Here is a 23,098-nt window from a genome sequence, read left to right on the forward strand (position 1 = left end):
GAGACCGCTGAGGGACCGCGCATCCACGCACGCGCCCGTGTACTCGCCGGCAGGCACCGGCTACCGGCCGGTGCGAGCCGGGCGGACATTCTGCGACGCTGTCCGGAACATCTTGCCGGAGCGGACTTCTACGCACTGCTGGCGACCGCAGGCCTGCCCTACGGCCCGGCGTTCCGCCGCGTCGTGGATGTTCACGTGGGTGAGCGGGAAGCGCTGGTGACGCTCTCGGGTCCCGACACCGACGCCGGTCCCGGCATGGTGCACCCCGTCCTGCTGGACGCGGCGTTCCAAGCCACATACGCCGCGATGTCGCCGCGGGCCGGGGACCACACCTGGGTGCCGTTCGCCGTGGACCGGGTGCTGGTCCCGGCCGGTGCGGGCACCGTTCGATTCGGCCATGTGCGCGTCGTCGAGCAGACGCCACAGCTGTGTGTCGCCGATGTTCGACTGCTCGATGAGGAGGGTTGTCCGGTGCTGGTCGCGGAGGGATTGCGAGTGATGCGGACACCCACGCCGGACCCGGCCCGGCGGCCGTCCGGTCATGCCGCGGCTGATCGGTCCGCCGCGGATACCTATCGAATCGACTGGCGGGAAGCCGAATCGGCGCTGCCCGGCGCGGCGACCGGGCGCTGGTTGGTCGTCGGGGCGGGTGGCTTTGCCGACGCGCTCGCCGAGGTGCTGCGGGTGCGCGGCGCGGAGTGCGTGTTGGCCCGGCCCGGGCGCGGTTTCGCGTTTCGCGCCGAGGACGAGTTCGAGGTCGATCTCGGTGTGCCCGCGGCGGTGCGTGCGCTGCTCGGTGCCGTGAGCGACGGCCGCACACCGTTGCGTGGGATCGTCTCCGCGGTCGCGTTGCCGACTTCGGACGCACCCGCGCCTGCGCATGCGGAAAGTCTGGTGGTGGGCGCACTGCATCTCGTGCAGGCCGCCGCGCTGGCGGGGGAGCCCGCAGTGTGGCTGCTCACCCGTGACGGTCAGCGGGTCGATCCGTCCGATCGGGTCGCGCCGGAGCAGTCCGCGCTGTGGGGTTTCGCGCGCAGTGCGCAGCTCGAGCAACGCGAAATGGGCTGTCGCGTCATTGATCTGGATCAGCACACCGCCGCGGAAAAGGTGGTCGACGTCCTCGTCGCACCCTCGGGGCCAAGGCAGCTGGCGCTGCGCGGGAGAAGCCGGCGTGTGCCGCGGCTCGTTCCGCTGGAAGCACTACCCGACGTCACGACGATGCCGGACACCGGTGGGACGGTGCTGATCACCGGCGGTCTGGGCGGCGTGGGGCTCCTGGTGGCCCGCTGGTTGGTCGACCGAGGGTGGCGGGAGCTGGTGCTCGCGGGACGTTCGGCGCCCGGCGCGCAGGCGGAGGCGATGATCGCCGAACTGCGCGGACGAGGAGCTCGGATCAGCGTGCGGTCGCTCGACGTCGCTGATCGTGACGCCGTGGCCGCCACACTGGATTGGATCGACCGCGAACTGCCGCCGCTGGCCGGGGTGGCGCATCTGGCCGGTGTGCTCGATGACGGAGTGATCGCCGAGCAGACGGCGGCGCGCGTCGGGCGGGTACTCGCGCCGAAGACGTTCGGCGCTTGGCACCTGCACGAGCTGACCGCGTCCCAGTCGTTGCGGTTCTTCCTGCTGTTCTCCTCGGCCGCGGGCGTGGTCGGCTTGCCCGGTCAATCCAGCTATGGCGCCGCCAATGCCTTCCTCGATGGTCTGGCTGAGCTGCGGCGCGCGGTGGGAGTGCCCGCACTGTCGATTGCGTGGGGTCCGTGGGCGGACACCGGGATGATGGAACGGTTGACCGGCGGCGCGATGGAGCGTCTGGCCCGGCGCGGCTACGGCCTGTTGGGCACCGAGCAAGCTCTCGAAACGCTGTCTCGCGTCTTCGATTCCGCGACGACGGGCGCAATTACCACGCTCCCGCTCTTGCCGCCCGCAGCTGGTGCCGACGTGCCGGACGTGCTGTCGGACGCGGTCGCGCCCGTTCAGACTGGTGAAAACCATTCGGCCACAACGGATGTCAGCGGACTCGCCGTCGAGATGGAGGCGCTGGTGCGGCGCTGCCTCGGGCTCGGTCCTGACGCCGATCTCGATCGCCCGCTGCACGAACTCGGTTTGGACTCGGTCGCGGCCCTAGAGATCCGCGACGAACTGTCGCGCTCGAGCGGGCATCGGCTGCCCGCGACGCTCGCCTTCGAGTACCCGACGCCGCGGGCGGTCCTCGATCTGCTGGTGCAGTTGGGGACGACACGGACGTCCGCTCCGTCGTCGACCGAGGTGCATGGCGATTCGCCTCTGCGCACGGCGGCGCGGACGTCCGCTCCCGCGGTGCACGGCGCCGCAACTTCGGCGAACGGCGCCGACCACGCACTCCGCAATGGGACGAGCGCGACATCCAACTGGTCGATGACACCGGTGCACCAGGCCGCGACGAACGGCGGGCTGAACCCGCACGCGGACGAGCCCAGGACAAACGGCGGGCTGATCCATCGTGGGAGCGAGGCCACGACGAACGGCGGGCTGAACTCTCACGGGAACGAGCCCACCAACGGGCTGCAGCATCGCGCGGACGAGCCCAGGACAACTGGCAGACTCGATCATCGCGGGGAGGAGCTCGCCACGAACGTCAACCGCGGGAACGAGCCCGCGACGAACGGTGCGGCTGATCACCGCGGAGTCGTGAACGACGGAAGCGAACAGCGAACGCCAGAGCCGCCGAACCAGCAGCGCCCTGTGGTCACCGAACGCGCATCGGCCGACTCATCGATGATGGCGCCGAATGCGATGGCCGGTTCGAGCTCCGGTTACCGCGCCGATGCGGTGGGGGATATCGCGATCGTGGGTGTGAGCGGCCGATACCCGGGTGCGGACGGACTCGACGAGTACTGGCGGGTGCTGGTCGAAGGGCGCGACTGCATCACCGAGATCCCCTTGGAACGCTGGGATCATTCCCGGTACTTCGTCCCCGATCGGCACAACCCGTTCACCTCCTACACCAAGTGGGGCGGGTTCCTCGACGACGTCGACTGTTTCGATCCGCAGTTCTTCGCCATCTCACCGCGCGAGGCCGAAGTGCTGGACCCGCAGGAACGACTGTTCCTGCAAACCGCGTGGGCGGCACTGGAAGACGCCGGGCACACCCGCGCCGATCTGGCCCGCGGCGGTCTGCGACCCGAGGAAGCCGGCGTGTTCGTCGGCGTCATGTGGGGCACCTATCAGATGTTCGGCGCCGAGGAGTCCCGCCTCGGGCGCGGCACGCTGCCCGGGTCGACGTTCTGGAGCATCCCGAACCGGGTGTCGCACGCGCTCGATTTCCAGGGGCCGAGCATCGCGGTGGACACGGCGTGCTCGTCCTCGCTCACCGCTTTGCATCTGGCCTGCCAGAGCTTGCGCACCGGCGAATGCCGCCTGGCCGTGGTCGGCGGGGTCAACCTGTCGCTGCACCCGTACAAGTTCGTCGCGCTGAGTCAGGGCCAGTTCGCCTCCACCGATGGCCGCTGCCGCTCCTTCGGCGCGGGCGGGGACGGTTACGTGGCCGGTGAGGGTGTGGGGGCGATGGTGCTACGGCCACTGGCGGACGCCGAAGCCGATGGCGACACCATCTACGGCGTCATCAAGGGCACCGCGGTGAACCACGGCGGCCGGGTCAATGGGTTCACGGTGCCGAACCCGGCCGTGCAGGCGGCGGTGATCCGCTCCGCGCTGCGCGTCGGCGGCGTCGACCCGGCTTCGGTGTCCTACATCGAGGCGCACGGCACCGGAACGGCTTTGGGTGATCCCATCGAAATCGCGGGCCTTGCCAAGGTTTTCGGTGCCGCCGGGGTGGCCGAGCTGCCGATCGGATCGGTGAAGTCCAATGTCGGCCATCTCGAGGCGGCGGCCGGTGTCGCGGCGTTGACCAAGGTGCTGTTGCAACTGCGCCATGAGACCATCGTGCCGTCGCTGCACGCCACGCCGCCGAATCCGAATATCGACTTCGCGGCCACACCGTTCCGGATCCCGACCGGCCCGCGGCCGTGGCCGTCGGGTGATCCGTCCCGGCCGCGGCGGGCGACGGTCAGCTCGTTCGGCGCGGGCGGCGCCAACGCCAACGTGGTGATCGAAGAGTACGTCGACCGGCGACCGGAGACCCGGTTCAGCGGCGGACAGGTGGTTCCGGTCTCGGCGCGCGACTCCGACCGGCTCGTGGATTACGTTGCCGCACTGGACCGTTTCCTCGCCGGACAGCAACCGAACCTCGCCGATCTGGCCTACACCATGCAGGTCGGCCGGCAGCCGGGCCGTGCTCGCGCCGCGTTCGTCGCCCGTGATATCGATCGGTTGCGCGCCGCCGTTCGCGCCTGGATCGATGACGCGCCGGGCGCGCGGGACTGCCGGGACGCGGCCGAGGATTCGCGGATCGCGCGCTGGCTCGGCGGCGGCGACATCGACTGGGCCACCGTGCGCGATCCCGGGCCTCGCCGACGCATTCCCGCGCCGACTTATCCGTTCGCCCGTGAGCGGTACTGGATTCCGGATGTCCCATCCACGCCGGAATCCACTCCCGTGCAGTTCACGCATGCCGCCACTACGCCAGTGCAGGAGCAGCCTGCGCAGTCCACACCGATGCACCGGTCTGCACCAGGGCAATTCACACCAGTGCGGTCCGCGTCAGCGCCCCAGACCACGGCGACACCAGAGCCCACGGCGACCGCGCAGTCCACTCCGGTGCAGCAGTCCACGCCCACGGCACAGCCTGCTGCCACAACGCAGTCCCCAGCAACGCAGCGGCCTGTGCCCGGCGCGAACCCCCGACCGGCGCGGCAGCTCGCTCGGACGGACCGGCGGCTACTGGTTCCGGTGTGGCGCGAACTCCCCCTTCCCGTCGGGGACCTGCGTTCTCGGCGCACCCTCGTCGTCTACGACGCGAGGACCCCGCACCCGCTGGTCGCGGCGCTGACGGCCGCGACCGGTGATCCGGGACGCCTGGTCCGGGTCCCGCAGGCGCCGGATGGGTTGGCCCGCGACGACTTCGACGCGGGCGCACGGCACGGCCGGGAGTTGATGGCACGCTATCCCGACACCGATTCCGTGATCGATCTATGCGACCTCGCCCCGGCACCGGGCGGCCGACCGACCGGCGACCTCGGGCGGATGGGCCTCTACCAGGGCACTATCGAGGCACGAACGGGCGCCCTCGCGCTGATCCATCTCACCGCCGGGCAGCCCGGCACCGACGGCCCGGAATCGGCGCCGCTGGGCGGCCTGGCCGCCGCGCTCGCCGAGGAGATCCGCGGTGTGCGGACACGCAGCGTACATCTCGTCGCCGAGCGCGACGCGGTGTGCGCGGACCCCGCCCGGTTGCTGGAGATACTCGGCGCGGAATGCACGGCCGATGACGGCGCACCGCGGGTGCGGTATCGCGGCCGTGCGCGTGAGGCCGTCGAATTCGCGGACGCGATCCCGCGCGACGGTCTCGCCGTCGACCCCGCGCGCACCTATGTGGTGACCGGCGGCACCCGCGGTTTGGGTGCGGAGTTCGCGGCGGCGCTGGTCGAGCGCGGCGCGCGTCGCCTGGCCATCCTCGGCCGGGAACCGCTTCCGCCGGCGACGGAATGGGATCGGGTGGCCGGCGGGTCCGGGTCGGATGCGGACAAGGTGCGGCGGCTGATCGCCCTGCGTGATCGCGGTGCCGCGGTGCGAACCTACTTCGGCAGTCTCGCCGACGAGGCGTCCTTGACCGGATTCTTCGACCAGGTCCGGCGCGAGCTGGGTCCGATCGGCGGCGTGCTGCACTGCGCGGGAAGTGTGTCGCCCGAGAGTCCGGCGTTCGTACGGAAGACCGGCCCCGCCGTCGCGACGGTGCTCGCCCCCAAGCTGGCGGGCACTGCGGTTCTCGCGGACGTGCTCGCCGCCGACCGTCCGGATTTCTTCGTGTTGTTCTCGTCGGTGTCGGCGGTGCTGCCCGGTCTCGCGGTGGGCCTGTCGGACTACGCGATGGCGAACGCGCACCTGGATCGGTTCGCCGAGGCCCAGCACGCCGCGGGACGGACCTGGTTCCGGTCGATCAACTGGCCGTCGTTCCGCGACACCGGATTCGGTGAGGTGACCAGCGCGGCCTACCGAGCCACCGGCCTTCCAGCTCTGACCGCCGCGGAAGGATTCGACCTGCTCGACGCCGCGCTCGGGCTGCCGGAAGCTCCGGTGGTGCTGCCGTATCACGGTGCGGCGCTGCATCTTTCGACAAGGGCGAGCCAGTCGGCGGTAGCGGTCCGGCCGGCGTCGCCGACAGCGGCTGCCCAGCCATCGCCGAACGGCTCCGGGCAGGCGTATCAGGAATTGCTGCGGATCTTCTCCGACGAGCTGAAGCTCGCACCGGCGCGGTTCGAGGGTGACAAGCGGTTCGAGGAGTACGGCGCGGACTCGGTGCTCATCGCCTCGGCCGTGCGCCGGATCGAGCAGGTTGTGGGTCAGCCTTTCGATCCAGCGCTGGTGCTGGAATTCCCGACCTTGGACGCGCTGGCGGGGCTGCTGACCGAGCAGTTCCCGGAACGTTTCGCCGCAGCGCAGCAACCGGATGCCCCACGGCCGCCGAGCGCAGCAACCACGCGAGGAGCCGATCCGGTTGCGCCGCGTGGCGCGACAAACAGCTGGTCCGCCGATGCTCGGCGGGGCAGGGCCGCCGAACCCGTCGCCGTGGTCGGCATCGGCTGCCGTCTCCCGGGCGGCGACGATCCGGACTCCTTCTGGCGCATGCTCGCCGAGGGCCGATCCGGTATCCGAGAAGTGGATCCGGCGCGCTGGGATCCCGCACGGTTCTATCGTCCGACCGGCGGTCAAGGGCTCACCAACAGCAAGTGGGGCGGGTTCGTCGACGGCGTGGATCTGTTCGACCCGCAGTACTTCAGGGTCAGCGACGAACAAGCGTGGCAGATGGATCCGCTGCAGCGGTTGCTGCTCGAGACGTCGGTGCTGGCCACCGCTGACGCGGGATACCGCCGCGAGGAGTTGGCGGGCAAACGGGTCGGCGTCTACGCGGGCAGCCGCGCGGCCAACTACTTCAACCGGATTCCGGTCGCCGACCGGCACACCATCATCGGCATCGGCCAGAACTTCATCGCGGCCAGGATCTCCGACTACTTCGACTGGCACGCGGGCAATGTCGTGCTCGACAGCGCGTGCTCGTCCTCGCTGCTGTCGGTGCACCTGGCCTGCCAGGCACTGCGTGCGGGCGAGGTGGACGCCGCGCTGGCCGGCGGTGTGGAGGTGCTGCTCGACGAGATGCCGTTCGTCACGCTCTCGGCGGCGGGTGTGCTCTCGCCGAACGGCAGGTGCGCGACGTTCTCCGAGGACGCCGACGGTTTCGTGCCCGGTGAGGGTGCGGCGCTACTGCTGCTCAAGCGGCTCGACGACGCGCTCGCCGACGGTGATCGGATCTACGCGGTGCTGCGCGGCTCGGCCATCGGCAACGACGGGCACACCATGGGCATCACGACACCCAATATGCGGGCGCAAATCGAGGTGGTCACCGCGGCGCTCGAGGTGGCGGGGATGTCGCCGGACGCACTGTCCTACCTGGAGGCGCACGGCACCGGCACTATGATCGGCGACCCCATCGAATTGAAGGGGCTGGCCACCGTGCTGGGCGACCGATCGGGCCGCCTGGAGCCGTGCGCGGTCGGCAGCGTGAAAACCAATATCGGCCATCTGCTTTCCGCCGCGGGCATCGCCGGGGCCGTCAAGACGATCCTGGCCGTGCACCATGCGGCGCTGCCGCCGTCGCTGCATTGCGACAACCTCAATCCGCGCTTCCAGTTCGCCGGTTCACCGCTGCAGGTCAACCGGGAGCTGCGCCCGTGGCGGCCCGCCGACGGCAGGCCCCGCGCCGCGGGCGTCAGCTCGTTCGGGTTCGGCGGCACCAATGCTCACCTCGTCGTCGAGCAGGCGCCCGATGGGCATCGGCCGACACGTCGTCCCCTTGATCCACCTGTCTTCCGCAAGAGGAGCTTCATGCTGCCGAAAACGGTTCCGAGCACACCCACGGAGCCCGCGCCACGGTTCGTGGTCCCGATGACGCCGAGCGCCCCGGCGCCGTCGTTCCTGCGCGTGGAGCCGCTGCGATGAGAGGGATCGATCTGGACAGCTTCGCCACCACCCTGCACGCCGACGACCCGGTGGTGCGCGACCATCGCGTGCACGGCGTGCGGATCCTGCCCGGCGTGGTGTATCTCGACATGATCCTGCGCGCCGCGATGGCGGCCGGTTATCAGCCCGCCGATCTGACCATCCGGGAGGCGCTGTTCCAGCGTCCGGTCGCCCTCGCCGAGGACGGCGCGGTGCGTATCGCGTTCCGGGTGGATCGCCCGACCGGGCGGATCACCATCGACGTGCAGCGACTGGACCGAACAGGCGCGCCGTACGGGCCGGTCGATCCCGTCGCGGAATGCGTTCTGGTGCAATCGGATGCGCCGGGCGAGCCGCGGGCGGATACCGCAGCCGGGTCCGCGCAGGGGCGCGGCATGGCCGAGCTGTACGCGCAGAGCGGCGGCCGTGGCATCGAGCATCGCGATTTCATGCGGGCCACAGGGCATTTCACACGCAGCGGCGACGTCGTCACCGCGACGATGGGTCTAGGCCCCGAGGCAGCCGCGCACCTGCCCGGCTTCCTTTTGCATCCCACGTTTTTGGACGCTTCGACGATCGTTCCGTTCGTCGATCCGCGACGGCTGGGAGCCGACGACGACAGCGCGTTCATCCCGATCTACTTCGGCGACGTGCAAGCCTGGCGGGCCACGCCGGAGCGGGTCTTCGTACGGGCATCGGTCCGCGGCGGTGGGCAGGGCGGAGACCTGCTCGAAGCCGATGTGGCACTCTACGCCCCGGATGGATCGCCGGTGGTGCGCTATCGGCTGACCTCCAAGCGTGTGCGCGGCAGCGCGGACATCCAACGGTTGCTGACACCGATGGAAGCGACCGCGACGCCGATACCGCACGGTCCCGCGCCCGCCAACCCAGCGGCCGCGCACTACGATCCGTCGGTTACCGGCCCGGCACCCGCCGCGCAACACGATCCCTCGGCCACTATCCAAGCACCCGCCGCACAACACGGTCCGTCGGCTACCGGCCCGGCCACCGCCACGCAGCACGGTCCGTCTGCCAACAGCCCGGCTGCGGCGGCGGACGCCCTACGGGTGCTGATCGCCGCCGACCTGGCTGCCCTGGTCGCCGTCGAACTGGGTGCCGATGCTTCCGGTATCGCCACCGGCGTGGGGTTCTACGAACTCGGCCTGGATTCCGGGCGCTTGCTGCGCCTGACCGCCGAACTGGAAGGACGGGTGGGCGAGCCGCTGTATCCGACGCTGCTGTTCGAGTACCAGACCATCGATGCGCTCGCTGGTCACCTCGCCGAGACAGTTGGCGCGAAGTATCGACCAGTCACCGCCACCACAGTTCCGCACACGACCGCGCACCAACCCGGCCCAGCGACGAGCCCGGCTGAATTTGCCACACAGTCAAAGAGATTCGGTTCGGAATCAACGGAGCTGGGTTCGGCGCCGCAAGCAGTCGCCTCGAACGCAGACTCAACCGAATTCCGTTCGGCCCAGCCGACCGCGCTGACGGCGGAACTGCCCCTCGCTTTGTCGAGAACTGTCGACCCCGCGGCCGAAGACGCTTCAGCGGCCGGGGACGAGCTGGTCACCTTTGGGTTCGACTGGGAACTCGACACCGCCGCGCATTCTCGCCGGGAAGCGACCAGCCTGCTCGTCTTCGACACGACCGACCGCCCCTACCGGCACACCGGGGCCGCCGCCGTGGTCAGGGTGCAGCCTGGTGACGATTTCCTCTCCGGTGCAAGTGATTTCGTTGTCAACCCGGCAGACCCACGGCATATGGGCCTGCTGGTCGAGCAGCTGATGGCCCGTGCGCTGCGCTTCGACGCCGCCCTGTATCTGTGGCCCGAATCGATCGGCGACGATGATTCCCGGGACTTGATCGACGGCGTGTACTTGCCGCTGCGTGATCTTGTGCGTGCGACAACCGGGGTGTCCGAACCGCCGGTACGGCTGGTGCTCGCCGTGCTGCGCACGACACCCGTAGGTGAGCTGAGCTGCGCTCTTCTGGGTGGTTTCGCCCGCACGCTGCGGCTGGAGCAGCCGCATCCGATCCTGCGTGCCGTGCAGTGCGAGCCCGGCGCGGCGATCGATGACATCGTGGCCGCCGAACTGGGCGTCGAGGAACGCCACCCCGCCACCGAGATCCGCTATCGCGGCGGCCGACGCGAGATCCGGCTGCCCCGACTGCGTACGGACTCCGCGACCGCTGGCGACGCGGTGCTGCGGACGGGATCGGTGGTCGTGGTGACCGGCGGATTCGGCGGCATCGCCCGGCATCTGGCACGCCGTCTCGCGACCGACTACGGCGCGCGTCTGGTGCTCGTATCGCGTCGTCCGCTCGATGCGGCAGGCGCTGGTCTGCTCGCCGAGCTCAACGACCTCGGCGCGGAAGCGGTGCATGTGCGCGCCGACGTGTCGATCGCCGAGGACGCCGAGCGCGTCGCCGCGATCGCGCATGCCACATTCGGGCCGGTCGAGGTGCTTTACCACGGTGCGGGACAGCTGCGCGACGGGCTGGTGTCCGGCACCGGCCGCGACGAAGCGGTTTCGGTTCTGGCACCGAAGGTGCACGGCGCGCGGCACCTGACCCGCGCGCTGCCGGAGGCCCGGCTGACGGTCTTGTTCTCCTCGGTCTCCGCGGTGCTCGGCAATCCGGGACAGGCCGACTACGCGGCGGCCAACCGCTATCTCGACGTCTTCGCCGAACAGCGTGACCAGGCCGGAACCAGGACGGTGAGCGTCAACTGGCCGCTGTGGGCCGAGGGCGGCATGCATCCGCCCGCCGAGCAGATCGCCGCGCTGCGGCGCGCCGGGATCGGACTGCTGCCCACCGCGACCGGACTCGACCTGCTGCTGTCGTGCGCCGCGCTGGACCGCGCCCAGCTCGCCGCGGTCTGGGGCGACCCCGAAGTCGTGCGCGCCCGGCTGCGCCCGGCCGCCGCGCAGGCGAGCGTTTCCGTCGAGCCGGTGACCGCCGGCGAGCACCTTGCCCCGATGCGGCCGGCAGGCGTCGAGGAGCCGATCGCGATCGTCGGGATCAGCGGGCGCTACCCGCACGCCGACGACCTCGACGAGTTCTGGCGCAATCTGCGCGACGGCCACGACGCCGTCGGCCCTGTTCCTGCCGAACGCTGGTGGTTGACCGCGGCCCGAGACACCCCCGGCGCACCACCGATGACCGGTGGCTTCCTCAGCGACGTAGGCGGTTTCGACCCCCAGTTCTTCCGCATTCCCCCCGTCCAGGCGCCACTGCTGGATCCGCAGGAGCGGTTGTTCCTGCAACAGGCGTATGCCGCACTGGAGCATGCGGGCTACCACCACACCGATCCCACCGTTCGGGATCGGCGCGTCGGTGTATTCGTCGGGGCTACCTGGAGCGACTACCGACTGCTGGGGGTGGCGGCTACCCGTGACGGCGATCCGGTCGCCGTAGCCTCGATTCCGTCGTCCATCGCCAACCGCACCTCCTACACCCTCGGCCTGCGCGGACCGAGTCTCACCGTGGACACCGCCTGCTCGGCATCGCTGACCGCCCTGCACCTGGCGCGGCGCGCCGTGCTGGATGGCGAATGCGACGCCGCGATCGTCGGCGGCGTGAATCTGCTGTTGCACGAGGACAAGTTCCTGCTGCTGAGCAGCCTGGGCATGATGTCGGACAGCGGCCGCTGCAGGCCGTTCGCCGCGAGCGCCGACGGCTATGTCCCGGGTGAAGGTGTCGGTGCCCTGTATCTGAAGCCGCTGTCCGCCGCTCGCGCCGACGGTGACACCATCCACGGACTGGTCCTGGGCAGCGCCGTCAATCACGGCGGCCAGACTTCCGGGTACAGCGTGCCGCACCCCGGCGCGCAGGCCGAGGTGATCACCGACGCGCTGCGGGCGGCGGGGGTCGATCCGGCAAGGGTCGACTACCTGGAGGCGCACGGCACCGGAACGCCGCTCGGCGATCCGATCGAAATCGCGGGTCTGGCCGCGGCATTCGGCCGATCCGATGGAACCGGTCGCTCCCGCGCGCTCGGCTCGACCAAATCGAACATCGGCCATCTCGAAGCGGCCGCGGGCGTCGCGGGGCTGACCCGCGTGCTACTGCAGATGCGGCATGGACGGATCGCGCCGACCCTGCATGCGGCCCAGGCCAATCCGGCCATCGCGTTCAACTCGGTGCCGTTCCATCTGCCACGCGAGTTGGAGGACTGGCCGCGGCGCACGGTCGACGGCGTCACCGTGCCGCGGCATGCGGGTGTCAGCGCGTTCGGCGCCGGCGGCGCCAATGCCCATGTGGTGCTCGCCGAATTCGTCGACGACCGAGCTCGGTCCAGGGTGCCAGGTGGGTCGGAGATCTTCGTGCTGTCGGCACGCACAGCGGCCCAGCTGCACCGCTACGCCGACATCATGGCGCAGCACTTCCGTGCGCTCGACCCCGACGATTTCACCGACGCGGTACGCACATTGCAGGTGGGCAGGCCCGCGCTCGCGCACCGGCTGGCGGTGGTCGCGTCCTCGCCTTCCGCGGTGGCCGACGCGCTCGACCAATTCCGCACCGATCAGCTCGGTCCGGTGGTGACCGGCACAGTGGACGCGCAAACCCGTCCGCTGTTCGGCCCACCGGCGAGCGATCAGGACCTGGCTCGCCAGTGGGTCGCGGGCGCCGACATCGATTGGCATGCCCGCGGCGGCCCGCAGAGACGAATTCCGTTGCCGGGCTACCCCTTCGACCGCACCAATTACTGGATCAGCACGCCGCCGCGCTCCGGCTTCGACGCCGCGGTGGCCCAGTTCGAGGCGGCTACCGGGCCCGCGGGCATCGTGGAGCCCGGCAAACCCGAGCTCGGCCGCTACGCGGCGATGCTGCTGTTCACCACGCTCGCCGGGATGGGTCTCACGCCAGGGGAGTGGACCGCCGAGTCACTGGACGCGGCACTGGGTGTGCGGCCCGAGTTCGCTCGGTTGCGCACCAGCTGTCTGGACATCCTGCTGCGGCATGGGCTCGTCCGGTCGCAGCGGGGCAGCATCGTCGTGCCCGGCCCGCCTCCCGGCACGAGCGGCATGCGCGCCGACCTGCTCGCACGCTTCCCGGAGACCGAGGCGTACGTGACCCTGCTCGATGCGTGTCTGGCCGCGTATCCCCGCGTGCTGCGCGGGGAGCTGTCCGCCACGGAGGTGTTGTTCCCCGGCGGCGACCTGGAGCTGGTCGGCGCGATCTATCGCGGCAACGCCGCCTACGACTTCACCAACGGCCTGCTTGCCGAGTTGGTGTCGAACCTCGCGCAGCAGCGCCGCACCGCGCGCCCCTTGCGTGTGGTCGAGATCGGCGCGGGCACAGGCGGTTCCACGCACAGCGTGCTCGCAGCACTCACCGGACATGGGATCGCGTACGAGTACCACTACACCGACGTCTCGCACAGTTTCGTCGCGCACGGACGGCGCACCTTCGGCATGTACCCTGACCTGCGTTTCGCCGTCCTGGACATCGAGACCGATCCGGTCGCGCAAGGGTTTCCCGCGGGCGACGCCGACCTGGTTGTGTGCGCCAACGTCCTGCACGCCACGCGGTCGGTCGACTCGGCACTGCGGAACGCGCGACGGCTGCTGGCACCAGGCGGCGTACTGGCATTCACCGAAGCGACCACCGATCTCGAAGTGCTCGCACTGACCTTCGGCCTGCTCGAGGGCTGGCACGCCTACCGCGATCCCGCAGCGCGAATCCCGCACTCGCCGTTGCTGTCCGAACAACAATGGCGCGCGGCCCTGAGCGCCGCGGGATTCTCCGGAGTCCGAGCGTGGGGTCCCGGCCTGTCCGCGGACCCCGAACCGAGCTTCCGGCTGCTCGCCGCCGTCACCGCCGCCACGCCCGCCGATGCTCGGCCCGAACCCGACGTCCTCCCGGAACCGGCGCAAGCTGCCGCGACCGGCGCATTCACACAGGCCGCCCACACCCCGGCGCTGGAATCCCAACGCATCGGCGCCACCCCGCAAACGGCGCAAGCTGCCGCGACCGGCGCATCGACGCAGACCGTCGGCAATTCGCCGCTGGGAGCCCAACGCATCGGCGTGGTCCCGGAACCAGCGCGAGCCTCCGCGGTCAGCTCATCCACGCAGATCGCCCACATCCCGGCGCAAGGAGCCGAACGGATCGACCCGGAATCGACGCGGGCCGACGCCGGCGCATCCAAGCAGTTCGCTGACAACTCCGAGCTGGGGGTGCAACGCGTCTCCTCCGAACCCGCGCGGACGGCGATCACATCGGCCGCTGCGGTCTCGGCGCTGGAAGCCGAAGTCATCGGCCTCCTCGCCGACGGACTCGGCGTGGCGCGCTCCGAGGTGCGCGCGGAGTTGCCGCTGTCGGAGTACGGCGTCGATTCGATCCTCGCGGTGAAGATCATCGACCGCGTCAACGCCCGCTACGGGCTGGCGCTGCGGCCGACAGTGGTGTTCGACCATCCCTCGGTGCGGCTGCTCAGCAGGCGTATGGCCGAAGACGGCGCGACGGCGACCAGCACACAGACGACTCAACCGACCGACAGTGCCCCCAGCCGAATGTCTTCGGCGTCGCACCCATCGGCATCCAGCGCCCAAACCGTCGGCGCGCCATCCGCCCAGCGCGCGCAGCCTGAGGGGCCGAGCGAAAGGTCAGCATCCATGGACATTGCCATCATCGGCATGTCCGGCGAGTTCCCTGGCGCGGCGAATCTCGCCGAGTTCTGGCGCAATCTCGCCGCCGGACACGACTCCGTGACCGAGGTACCGGCTTCTCGCTGGCCGGTCGCCGACTACTTCCGGCCGGGACCGGCGATGCCGGGCAAGACCTACTCCAAGTGGGGCGGGTTCCTCGACGGCGTCGAGCAGTTCGATCCGGCGTTCTTCGACCTGGTGCCGGCCGAGGCCGACTACATGGACCCGCAGCAGCGATTATTTCTCGAACACAGCTGGCTCGCGCTGGAGGACGCCGCCATCGACCCGAAGTCGTTGCGGCGCACACGGTGCGGCGTATTCGCCGGGTCGCCCGGGTCGGACTACGCGACCCTGCTGCGCAACCGCGCAGCGGTCGGCTCGCATCACATGTTCACCGGCAACAGCCCCGCAATCTTGCCTGCGCGGGTGGCCTACCAGCTGGATCTCACCGGTCCGTGCCTCGGGCTGGACACCGCGTGCTCCTCTGCCCTGGTCGCGTTGCACCAAGCCTGCCGCAGCCTCGCCTCGGGTGAATCCGAGCTCGCCCTCGCCGGTGGCGTCGCGGTCTTCGTAACACCCGAATACCACCTGCTGGCCTCCTCGATGGGCATGCTGTCCCCGCGGGGCCGGTGCGCGAGCTTCGGCGCCGACGCCGACGGTTTCGTCATCGCCGAGGGCGCCGGGGTGGTGGTGCTCAAGCCGCTGGCCGCCGCCGAACGCGACGGCGACCCGATCCACGGCGTGATCCGCGGCATCGGAGTGAACCACGACGGACGCACCAACGGCATCACCGCGCCGAGCGTACGCTCGCAGACCGAACTGGAACTCGCGGTCTACCGCGAGGGCGGAATCGACCCATCCACCATCGGTTATGTCGAAACACACGGCACTGGAACACGATTGGGCGATCCAATCGAGATCGAAGCGCTCACCGCGGCCTTCCGCCACTACACCGACGCGATCGCCGCCATCCCGGTGGGCTCGGTGAAATCGAACATCGGGCACGCCTCGCACGCGGCCGGGATGGCGAGCCTGTTCAAGGTGCTGCTGGCCATGCGCGCCGGACAGGTCCCGCCCTCGCTGCACGTCACCTCGGTGAACCCGCTGCTCGGCCTGGACGAGTCACCGTTCTTCGTCAACACCGCACTGCGCGAGTGGAGCGGGCCGCGCCGCGCTGCGATCAGCTCCTTCGGTTTCAGCGGCACCAATGCGCACCTGGTGGTCGATGCGGCACCGATCGCCGACGCCGCCCGGCCGCACGTGCCGGGCGGTCCGCAGCTGATCGTGCTGTCGGCACGTAGCGCGACGAGCCTGACCCGGATGGCGCGGACACTGCGCAGGCATCTGGCCGCGAATCCGGACCTGGTGCCCGCGGACATCGCGCGGACACTGGCACACGGGCGCAGCGGATTCGAGCACCGGCTCGCGATCGTCGCGGACACCGTGGACGGCATCGCCGCGCGGCTTGCCGCATTCGCCGAAGGCGACTGCCCGGCAGGCGTTTTCACTGGTGCGACCGACGGGGTGACGGACCGGGCCGGTGCGACGGTGCTCGATGATCCGGTGGCGGCGGCACGGCAGTGGGTCGAGGGCGCGCAGGTCGAGTACGCGGGCTGGACCGATCCGGACGCGCGGCGTATTCATCTGCCCGGCTATGAGTTCGACCGGGAACGGTGCTGGGTACCGGACGAGAGCAGTGCGCCGTCGTCTGTAGCGGCAGCCCCCCAAACAGACGCGGCACTCCAGGGAGTCGTGGCAGCCGAGGGAGTCGCAGCGTCCCAGGAGATCGCGACACAGGAGGGAATCACAGCACCGCACAGAAGCGTAGCGGCGCGGCGAGTCGCAGTGCCCAACACCGCCGACGCATCGACTACGACCGCGCTGCGGGCGGTTTCTGCGCCTCCTCCCATGCCAAGCCAGGGCACGGCGGTTCCCGAAAGTGTCCCGAACCCGGCAAACCTCGCGGCCGGAGTCGGCGCTATATCTGACGGTGTCGTCACGCCACCAGACGCTGGGTCCGCGCCGTTCGTGACCGCGACGCAACACACGGAGGCCGCATCCACCGCGCCGTTGTGGCGTACCGCGGAGACCTATCTGAAGGGTCTGCTCGCCGAGTACTGCCGACTGGCCCCGGATCGGATCCGGACCCGTATCCCCTTGCAGGACTATGGGATCGACTCGGTGCTGATCAGCAAAATGAACGACCGGCTGGAAACCGATTTCGGTCCGCTGCCGAGCACCCTGTTCTTCGAGTACCAGACGGTGCGAGACCTCGCGGGCTATCTCGCCGACGAGCACGCGCCACGGCTGGTGGCGCTGACCTCCGACACCGCGCACGGGGCACCGACCCACGGCGGAGAATCGGACGGGACGCACGCACAGGCCGCCGATCCGGTCATCGCCGCGCCGCACAGCGCACCGGCCCCAGCACACACGATGGCGACCGGCCCGGCAGCCTCGGCAGCGGCGCACGGCGCACCGACATCAGCGCACATCGTGGTCGCCGACCCAGCACACCTGGACATGCCCCTGGGCGCACCGAACCAGACCCGGACGGAGCCCGCAGATCCAGCAATCGCCGCGCCGGTTCCAGCAGATGTGATCGCAGTCGAGCCAAGCGGGAATGCGTCCAGCAGCGCACCGACGCGTGTGGTGGCCAACGGCCCGGCGGATGCTGACATACCCCACGGAGCACCGGAGCCGGGCCGCCCTGTGGCAGCCGATCGCGCAGGACTCGACGCGACGCCCGCTTCGGCGAGCGGGTCCGCGCCTGCCGCCGAAGATTCCGACGACGACATCGCCGTCATCGGCATGGCAGGCCGGTTCCCCATGGCGGGTGACATCGAGGAGTTCTGGGCAAACCTGGTCGCGGGGCGGGACTGCATCGTCGAGGTTCCGCCGCAGCGGTGGGACCACCGCGACTACCTCTCCGACGACCCAGACGAGCCGGGCGCCACCTACGCACGCTGGGGCGGGTTCATCGACGACGTCGACAAGTTCGACGCCCGCTTCTTCGGCATCACACCCAAGGACGCCGAGGAGATGGACCCGCAGCAGCGTCTGTTCCTCGAAACATCCTGGGCGGCGTTGGAAGACGCGGGCTACACGCCGGATCGCGTGCGCGCCAGCGCCGCGTCCCGCGGTCTGCTCGATGCCGGGGTGTTCGCCGGGGTTGGCTATGCCGAGTACCAGGCGCTCGTCGGCGTGCCGATTTCGGGGTATTTCGCAGTGGCGAACCGGGTTTCGTATCACTTCGGCTTCAGCGGGCCGAGCCTGGCGGTGGATACCGCGTGCTCGGCATCGCTGACCGCGCTGCACCTGGCGTGTGAAAGCCTGCGCCGCGGCGAGTCGGCATATGCGCTGGCGGGCGGGGTCAACGTGTCGATCCATCCCGGGAAGTACCTGTTGCTCGGCTATGGCCGCTGGGCCTCCACCGACGGACGCTGCCGGTCGTTCGGCGCGGGTGGCGACGGCTATGTGCCGGGTGAGGGCGTGGTCACCCTGGTGCTCAAACCGTTGCGGCATGCGCGCGCCGACGGCGACCGCGTCTACGGCGTCATCCGGGGTAGCGCGATCAACCACGGCGGACGCACCAACGGCTTCACCGTGCCGAATCCCGCGGCTCAAGCCGACCTGATCGGCCGTGCGCTGACCGCCGCGCGCGTCGACGCGGGCGACATCGGCTACGTGGAGGCGCATGGCACCGGCACCGCGCTGGGCGACCCCATCGAGATCGCGGCGCTGACCAAGGCCTATCGCCGCGCCACGACCGAGCGCGGTTACTGCGGCATCGGTTCGGCGAAATCCAGTGTCGGGCATTTGGAGGCCGCCGCGGGTGCCGCGGGCGTGGTGAAAGCGCTGCTGCAATTGCGGCACGACACCATGGCGCCGAACCTGCACAGCGATCCGCCGAATCCGGGGATCGACTTCGCGGCCACACCGTTCCGGATCATCGACCAGCCCACGGCCTGGCCGCGTCCCGAGGACGGGCAGCCCAGAATCACCGCCGTCAGCTCGTTCGGCGCAGGCGGCTCGAACGCGCACGTCATCCTCGCCGACGCCGAGCCGGTCGCATCGACTCCCGAGGACGGGCAGCCCAGACTCGTCGTACTGTCGGCCCGCGACGCCGACCGGCTGACCGAGCTGGCCACCCGGGTGGCCCGGCGGTTGCGCGAGCACCCGGTGCCGCTGCCGGACGTGGCCTGGACGCTTGCCGTCGGCCGCACCGCGTTCCAGCACCGGCTCGCGGTGGTGGCCGCCTCCACGGCGGAACTCGTGGAGTTGCTCTACAGCGCGGCGGCTTCGGACACGACCGCGCCGGCCGAAGGAATGCTGATCTTCCGGGGCGTGGCCCGCACCCACCGCGAGCTCGACGAGCTGCCCGGCGAATCGGACGCCGACCGCGCGGAGTTCCGCGCGCTGTTGCGCTCCGGGAATCTGCCCCGTGTCGCCGAATTGTGGGCGGGCGGATGGACGGTGGATTGGGAACAGAGCTACGAGCGGCCGTTCGGCCGGATCGTGAGCCTGCCCGGTTACCCGTTCGCGCGGCGCAGGCACTGGATCGTGCCCGAGGACTACCGCCGGCGTAGCCATCCGGCTGCCCCACAGCTGGTCGCGAAAACGGTGGTCGCGCACGCGACCGACCCGGCCGACGCCGGGCGACGCAACGGCCACTCCGCGAACGGCACTGCGGCCCACGACATCCTGCGTGCCGATCCGACAGCCCCGGAACCCGCCGAACCCGATACAACCACCACGCCGAGCACGATCACCGAACCCTCTGTTGGGATCACTCAACCGGCTACTGGGTCCACTGAACCGGCTGGGGTCACCTCGTCGAACCAGCATGCCGAACCGGCTGAGATCGTCGCATCGAGCCGGACCACCGCTCCCCGTCCCGGGAGCGCCGAGCCGGCGGGCGACGGCTTCGACACCGCGCTGCGTGACCAGCTCAGCGAACAGATCCGCGACATCTTCGCCGATCTCACCAAGACCGACCCCGGAGAACTCGACCTCGACGCGGAGTTCGCCGACTTCGGATTCGACTCCGTTGCCACTGTCCGGATGCTCAACCGGCTGATGAAGCACTACGACGTGAAGATTCCGGCGGAATCGACCGAGCTGTATCCGACCATCGCGTCACTGTCGGAATACCTCGTGGCCGAGGGCATCATCACCGGAGGGACACACACCGACGCGCCGCGCGCCACCGAGACGGCGGCGGCCGCCGAAACACAGCAGCACATCCCGCCCGTGACCATGGACGCCCCGATTCCGGTGCGCTCGGTCTTCATCACCGGCGTGACCGGCGTGCTGGGCGGCAAACTGCTGCACGACCTGCTGTCGGATACCGACGTGCGGGTGACCTGCCTGGTGCGCGGCAAAACGGTGGACGCGGCCGAACGCAGGATCAAGCACTTCCTCAGCACCTACGATCCGGACGGCGCCCTCGACAAGGCGTTCGCGGACCGGGTGACGACGGTGCTCGGCGACGTCTCCAGCGAACGCCTCGGTCTGGACGAGGTGAGCTGGCGGCGCCTCGCCGACGAGGTCGACCTGACCATCCACGCCGCGGGTCGCACCACGCTGGTCACCTTCTACGACGCGCTCGCTCCGATCAACGTCGAAGGCACCCGGCGCGCGGTCGAATTCGCGCTGCGCTCGCGCGGCAAGTACCTGGTGTACGTGTCCAGCTTCAGCGCGCTGGGTGATCGGCTCAACTTCAACAACCCGCCGTTCACCGAACGCGATCTGGAACTGGGTCAGGGCTACGACCACCTGCCCTATCAGCAGACGAAGTACGAGTCCGAGAAGCTGATCCGCGCGGCGAGCGAGCGCGGACTGCTCTGGGACATCGTGCGGCCCGGCAACATCATGGGCGACAGCAGCACGGGCCGGTACCCGTTCTCCGAGGTCAGCGTCAAAGGCGCGTACTACGACATCCTCAAGACGATGATCGAGGCCGGCGAGACGATGCTGACGCCGGTGCACTGGGACATCAGCCCGGTCGACTACGTCAGCGCCGCGATGGTGCACATCGCCTTGCGACGGCCCACCTACCGGGAGACCTATCACCTGACCAACCCGGACATCCGCCGCTACTACGACGTGGTCCGCTACGTGCAGCGCGCCGGATACGAGGTGAGTCTGGTGCCGCTGGAGGAATTCCACCGCAGGGCCACCGACCGGCAGATCTACCGGCTCGGCACCGACGAGGTCTACGACAGCCAGACCCTGGAGATGTTCAAGTACGGCATCGAGCTGTTCGGCACCATTCACTACGAGGAGAGCTCCTACGCCGACTGCGCCTACACCCGCCGGGTCCTGGGCGCGGCAGGCATCGACTGCCCGCCGACGGAGGACCTGATACGGGTCTACCTGGCGCACTGCGCCGAGATCGGTTACCTCCCCGCACCACGCACCGCCGAATCGACCGCGGAGGTGCTGCGATGAGCACCGAGCCTTTTGGAAGCGGTGGGGCGGCACTGCCGCAGCCTGGCCCGACCGAGGGCACCATCGTCTTCCCGGGACAGGGTGCCCAGCGGAACGGGATGGGAGCGGACTTCTGCGTCGAGTTCCCGCTCGCGCGAGAGACTTTCGCCGAAGCGAGTGACGCGGTGGCTGAGGACCTGCTGCGGATCTGCGTGGAGCGGGATCCGCGGCTGCACCGCACGGAGTACACCCAGCCGTGCGTGCTGACCATGGAGATCGCGGCCTACCGGGTGCTGATGGCCGAATACGGGGTGCGGCCGGTCGCCTTCGGTGGGCACAGTCTCGGGGAGTACGCCGCGCTCGTCGCGGCGGGCGTCTTCGACCTCGCCGACGGGGTGCGGCTGGTGCGTACCCGCGGGGCGCTCATGCAGCGCGCGGTACCGGAGGGCGAAGGCGCGATGGCCGCCCTGATCCTGCCGGACATCGCAGGCTCCGCGGCGGCCGAGCTGGTGGCCGCGGCGGGCGCGGAAGTGGCCAACGACAATTCGACCGATCAGCTCGTCATCAGTGGCGCAAGCGACGCCGTCGCCGCCGCCCGCGCGGTCCTCGCCGAGCGTCTTCCGGACCTGCGATTCGTCCCGCTGCGGGTGAGCGCGCCGTTCCATTCCCGGTGGATGCGGGGGATCGAGGCGGAGTTCGCCGAGCATCTCGCCGCCTGCGCGCCCCGCACGCGCGCCGACCGAGCGGTGGCGGTGACCTCGAACTACACCGGAGAGTTCCACCGGCCCGAGACGCTTGCCGAGCATCTGGTCCGTCAGATCTCCGCGCCGGTGCGCTGGACCGACAACATGCGCGCCCTGCTGCGCTCCGGCACCCACCGGTACGAGATCGGTCCGTCGGCGCCGCTGTCGAAGTTCTTCGCGACGATGGGCGCACCGGTGACCCGGATCGCGGCGGTGGGCGATCTGCGTGCTCTTTCGATCCAGCCCACCAGCCGGGGCGAACAAGCGAAAAGCACTGCGGTGCCTGTTGCTTCGGCAACACTTACGCAGACAGCAACAGTTACGCAGACGGCAACACGACCAGCGCGAGCGACAGCCAGCACAGCACGAGCGACAGCCGAACCGGCGCGAGCGACGCCGCCCTCAGCCGAAACGGGTGTGCTGACCATCCACCGCCGGACCGAGGGAACGCCGCGGCTGCGGTTGTTCTGCTGGCCGTTCGCCGGCGGCAAGGCCGCCGCCTACACCCCGTGGCGGCGCCAGCTGCCCGACTGGGTCGAGTTGTGCGTCATCGAGCTGCCCGCCCGGCAACGGCATCTGGCGCAGACGCCGATCCGCCGCTTCACCGATCTGGTCGACGCCTCGCTGGCGCAGGTCCTCCCGCTGACCGATCTGCCGTTCGCTTTCTTCGGCCACAGCCTCGGCGCACTGACCGCCTACGAGGTGGCGCGCGGGCTGCCCGCCGGGGTCGAACCGCGGGCGCTGTTTCTCGGCGGCGTGGCGGCACCACATCTGCCCCGGCCGGGGCGCCTGTCCGGTCTTCCGGATCACGAATTCATCGCCGCGGTCGGCCATTACGGCGGCATCCCGCCGGAGGTGCGCGACACGCCCGAGGTGATGGCGCTGTTCCTGCCCGCGCTGCGCAGTGACTTCGAGATCTTCGACGACTACCGATTCACCCCCGCCGCCGCACCGTCGTGCCCGGCCCACCTTTTCGGCGGTCGCGACGACCGCCAGGTGGCGACCACCCAACTGGAGGCGTGGCGCGACGTCCTGCCGGGATTGCGCTCCACCGAGCTGCTGCCCGGCGGTCACTTCTTCCTCGTCGAGCATCGCGAGGCGTTGCTCGGCTCTCTCACGGACAAGCTCACCGCTGTTCGCCCCGACGTAGTACCCGCTTGATGAAGGGAT

General features: G+C 70.0%; 3 protein-coding genes (1 of these 3 cut by a window edge). All 3 read left to right on the plus strand.

Annotated features, from left to right (window positions below):
* Tightly spaced (each overlapping or abutting the next), the 3 genes in view from NA4_RS40220 to NA4_RS38980 form a layout consistent with a single transcriptional unit that may run on beyond the window.
* Positions 1-8,094, plus strand: the final stretch of a protein-coding gene (locus tag NA4_RS40220) for a type I polyketide synthase (RefSeq protein WP_169811001.1). The gene continues 13,776 nt to the left of window position 1, outside the view; the window shows 8,094 of its 21,870 coding nt (coding positions 13,777-21,870); its start codon lies beyond the left edge, outside the window; its stop codon occupies positions 8,092-8,094.
* Positions 8,091-21,206 (plus strand): SDR family NAD(P)-dependent oxidoreductase, encoded by a 13,116-nt coding sequence (locus NA4_RS40225; protein WP_067467082.1) that lies wholly within the window; start codon positions 8,091-8,093, stop codon positions 21,204-21,206. Before NA4_RS40220 ends, NA4_RS40225 begins: the two co-directional genes overlap by 4 nt.
* Positions 21,203-23,089 (plus strand): thioesterase domain-containing protein, encoded by a 1,887-nt coding sequence (locus NA4_RS38980; protein ID WP_084496931.1) that lies wholly within the window; start codon positions 21,203-21,205, stop codon positions 23,087-23,089. The genes NA4_RS40225 and NA4_RS38980 overlap by 4 nt, the downstream gene beginning before the upstream one ends.
* Positions 23,090-23,098 lie beyond the last annotated feature (9 nt).

It is taken from the genome of Nocardia amamiensis NBRC 102102, assembly GCF_001612745.1.
Lineage (GTDB): Bacteria > Actinomycetota > Actinomycetes > Mycobacteriales > Mycobacteriaceae > Nocardia > Nocardia amamiensis.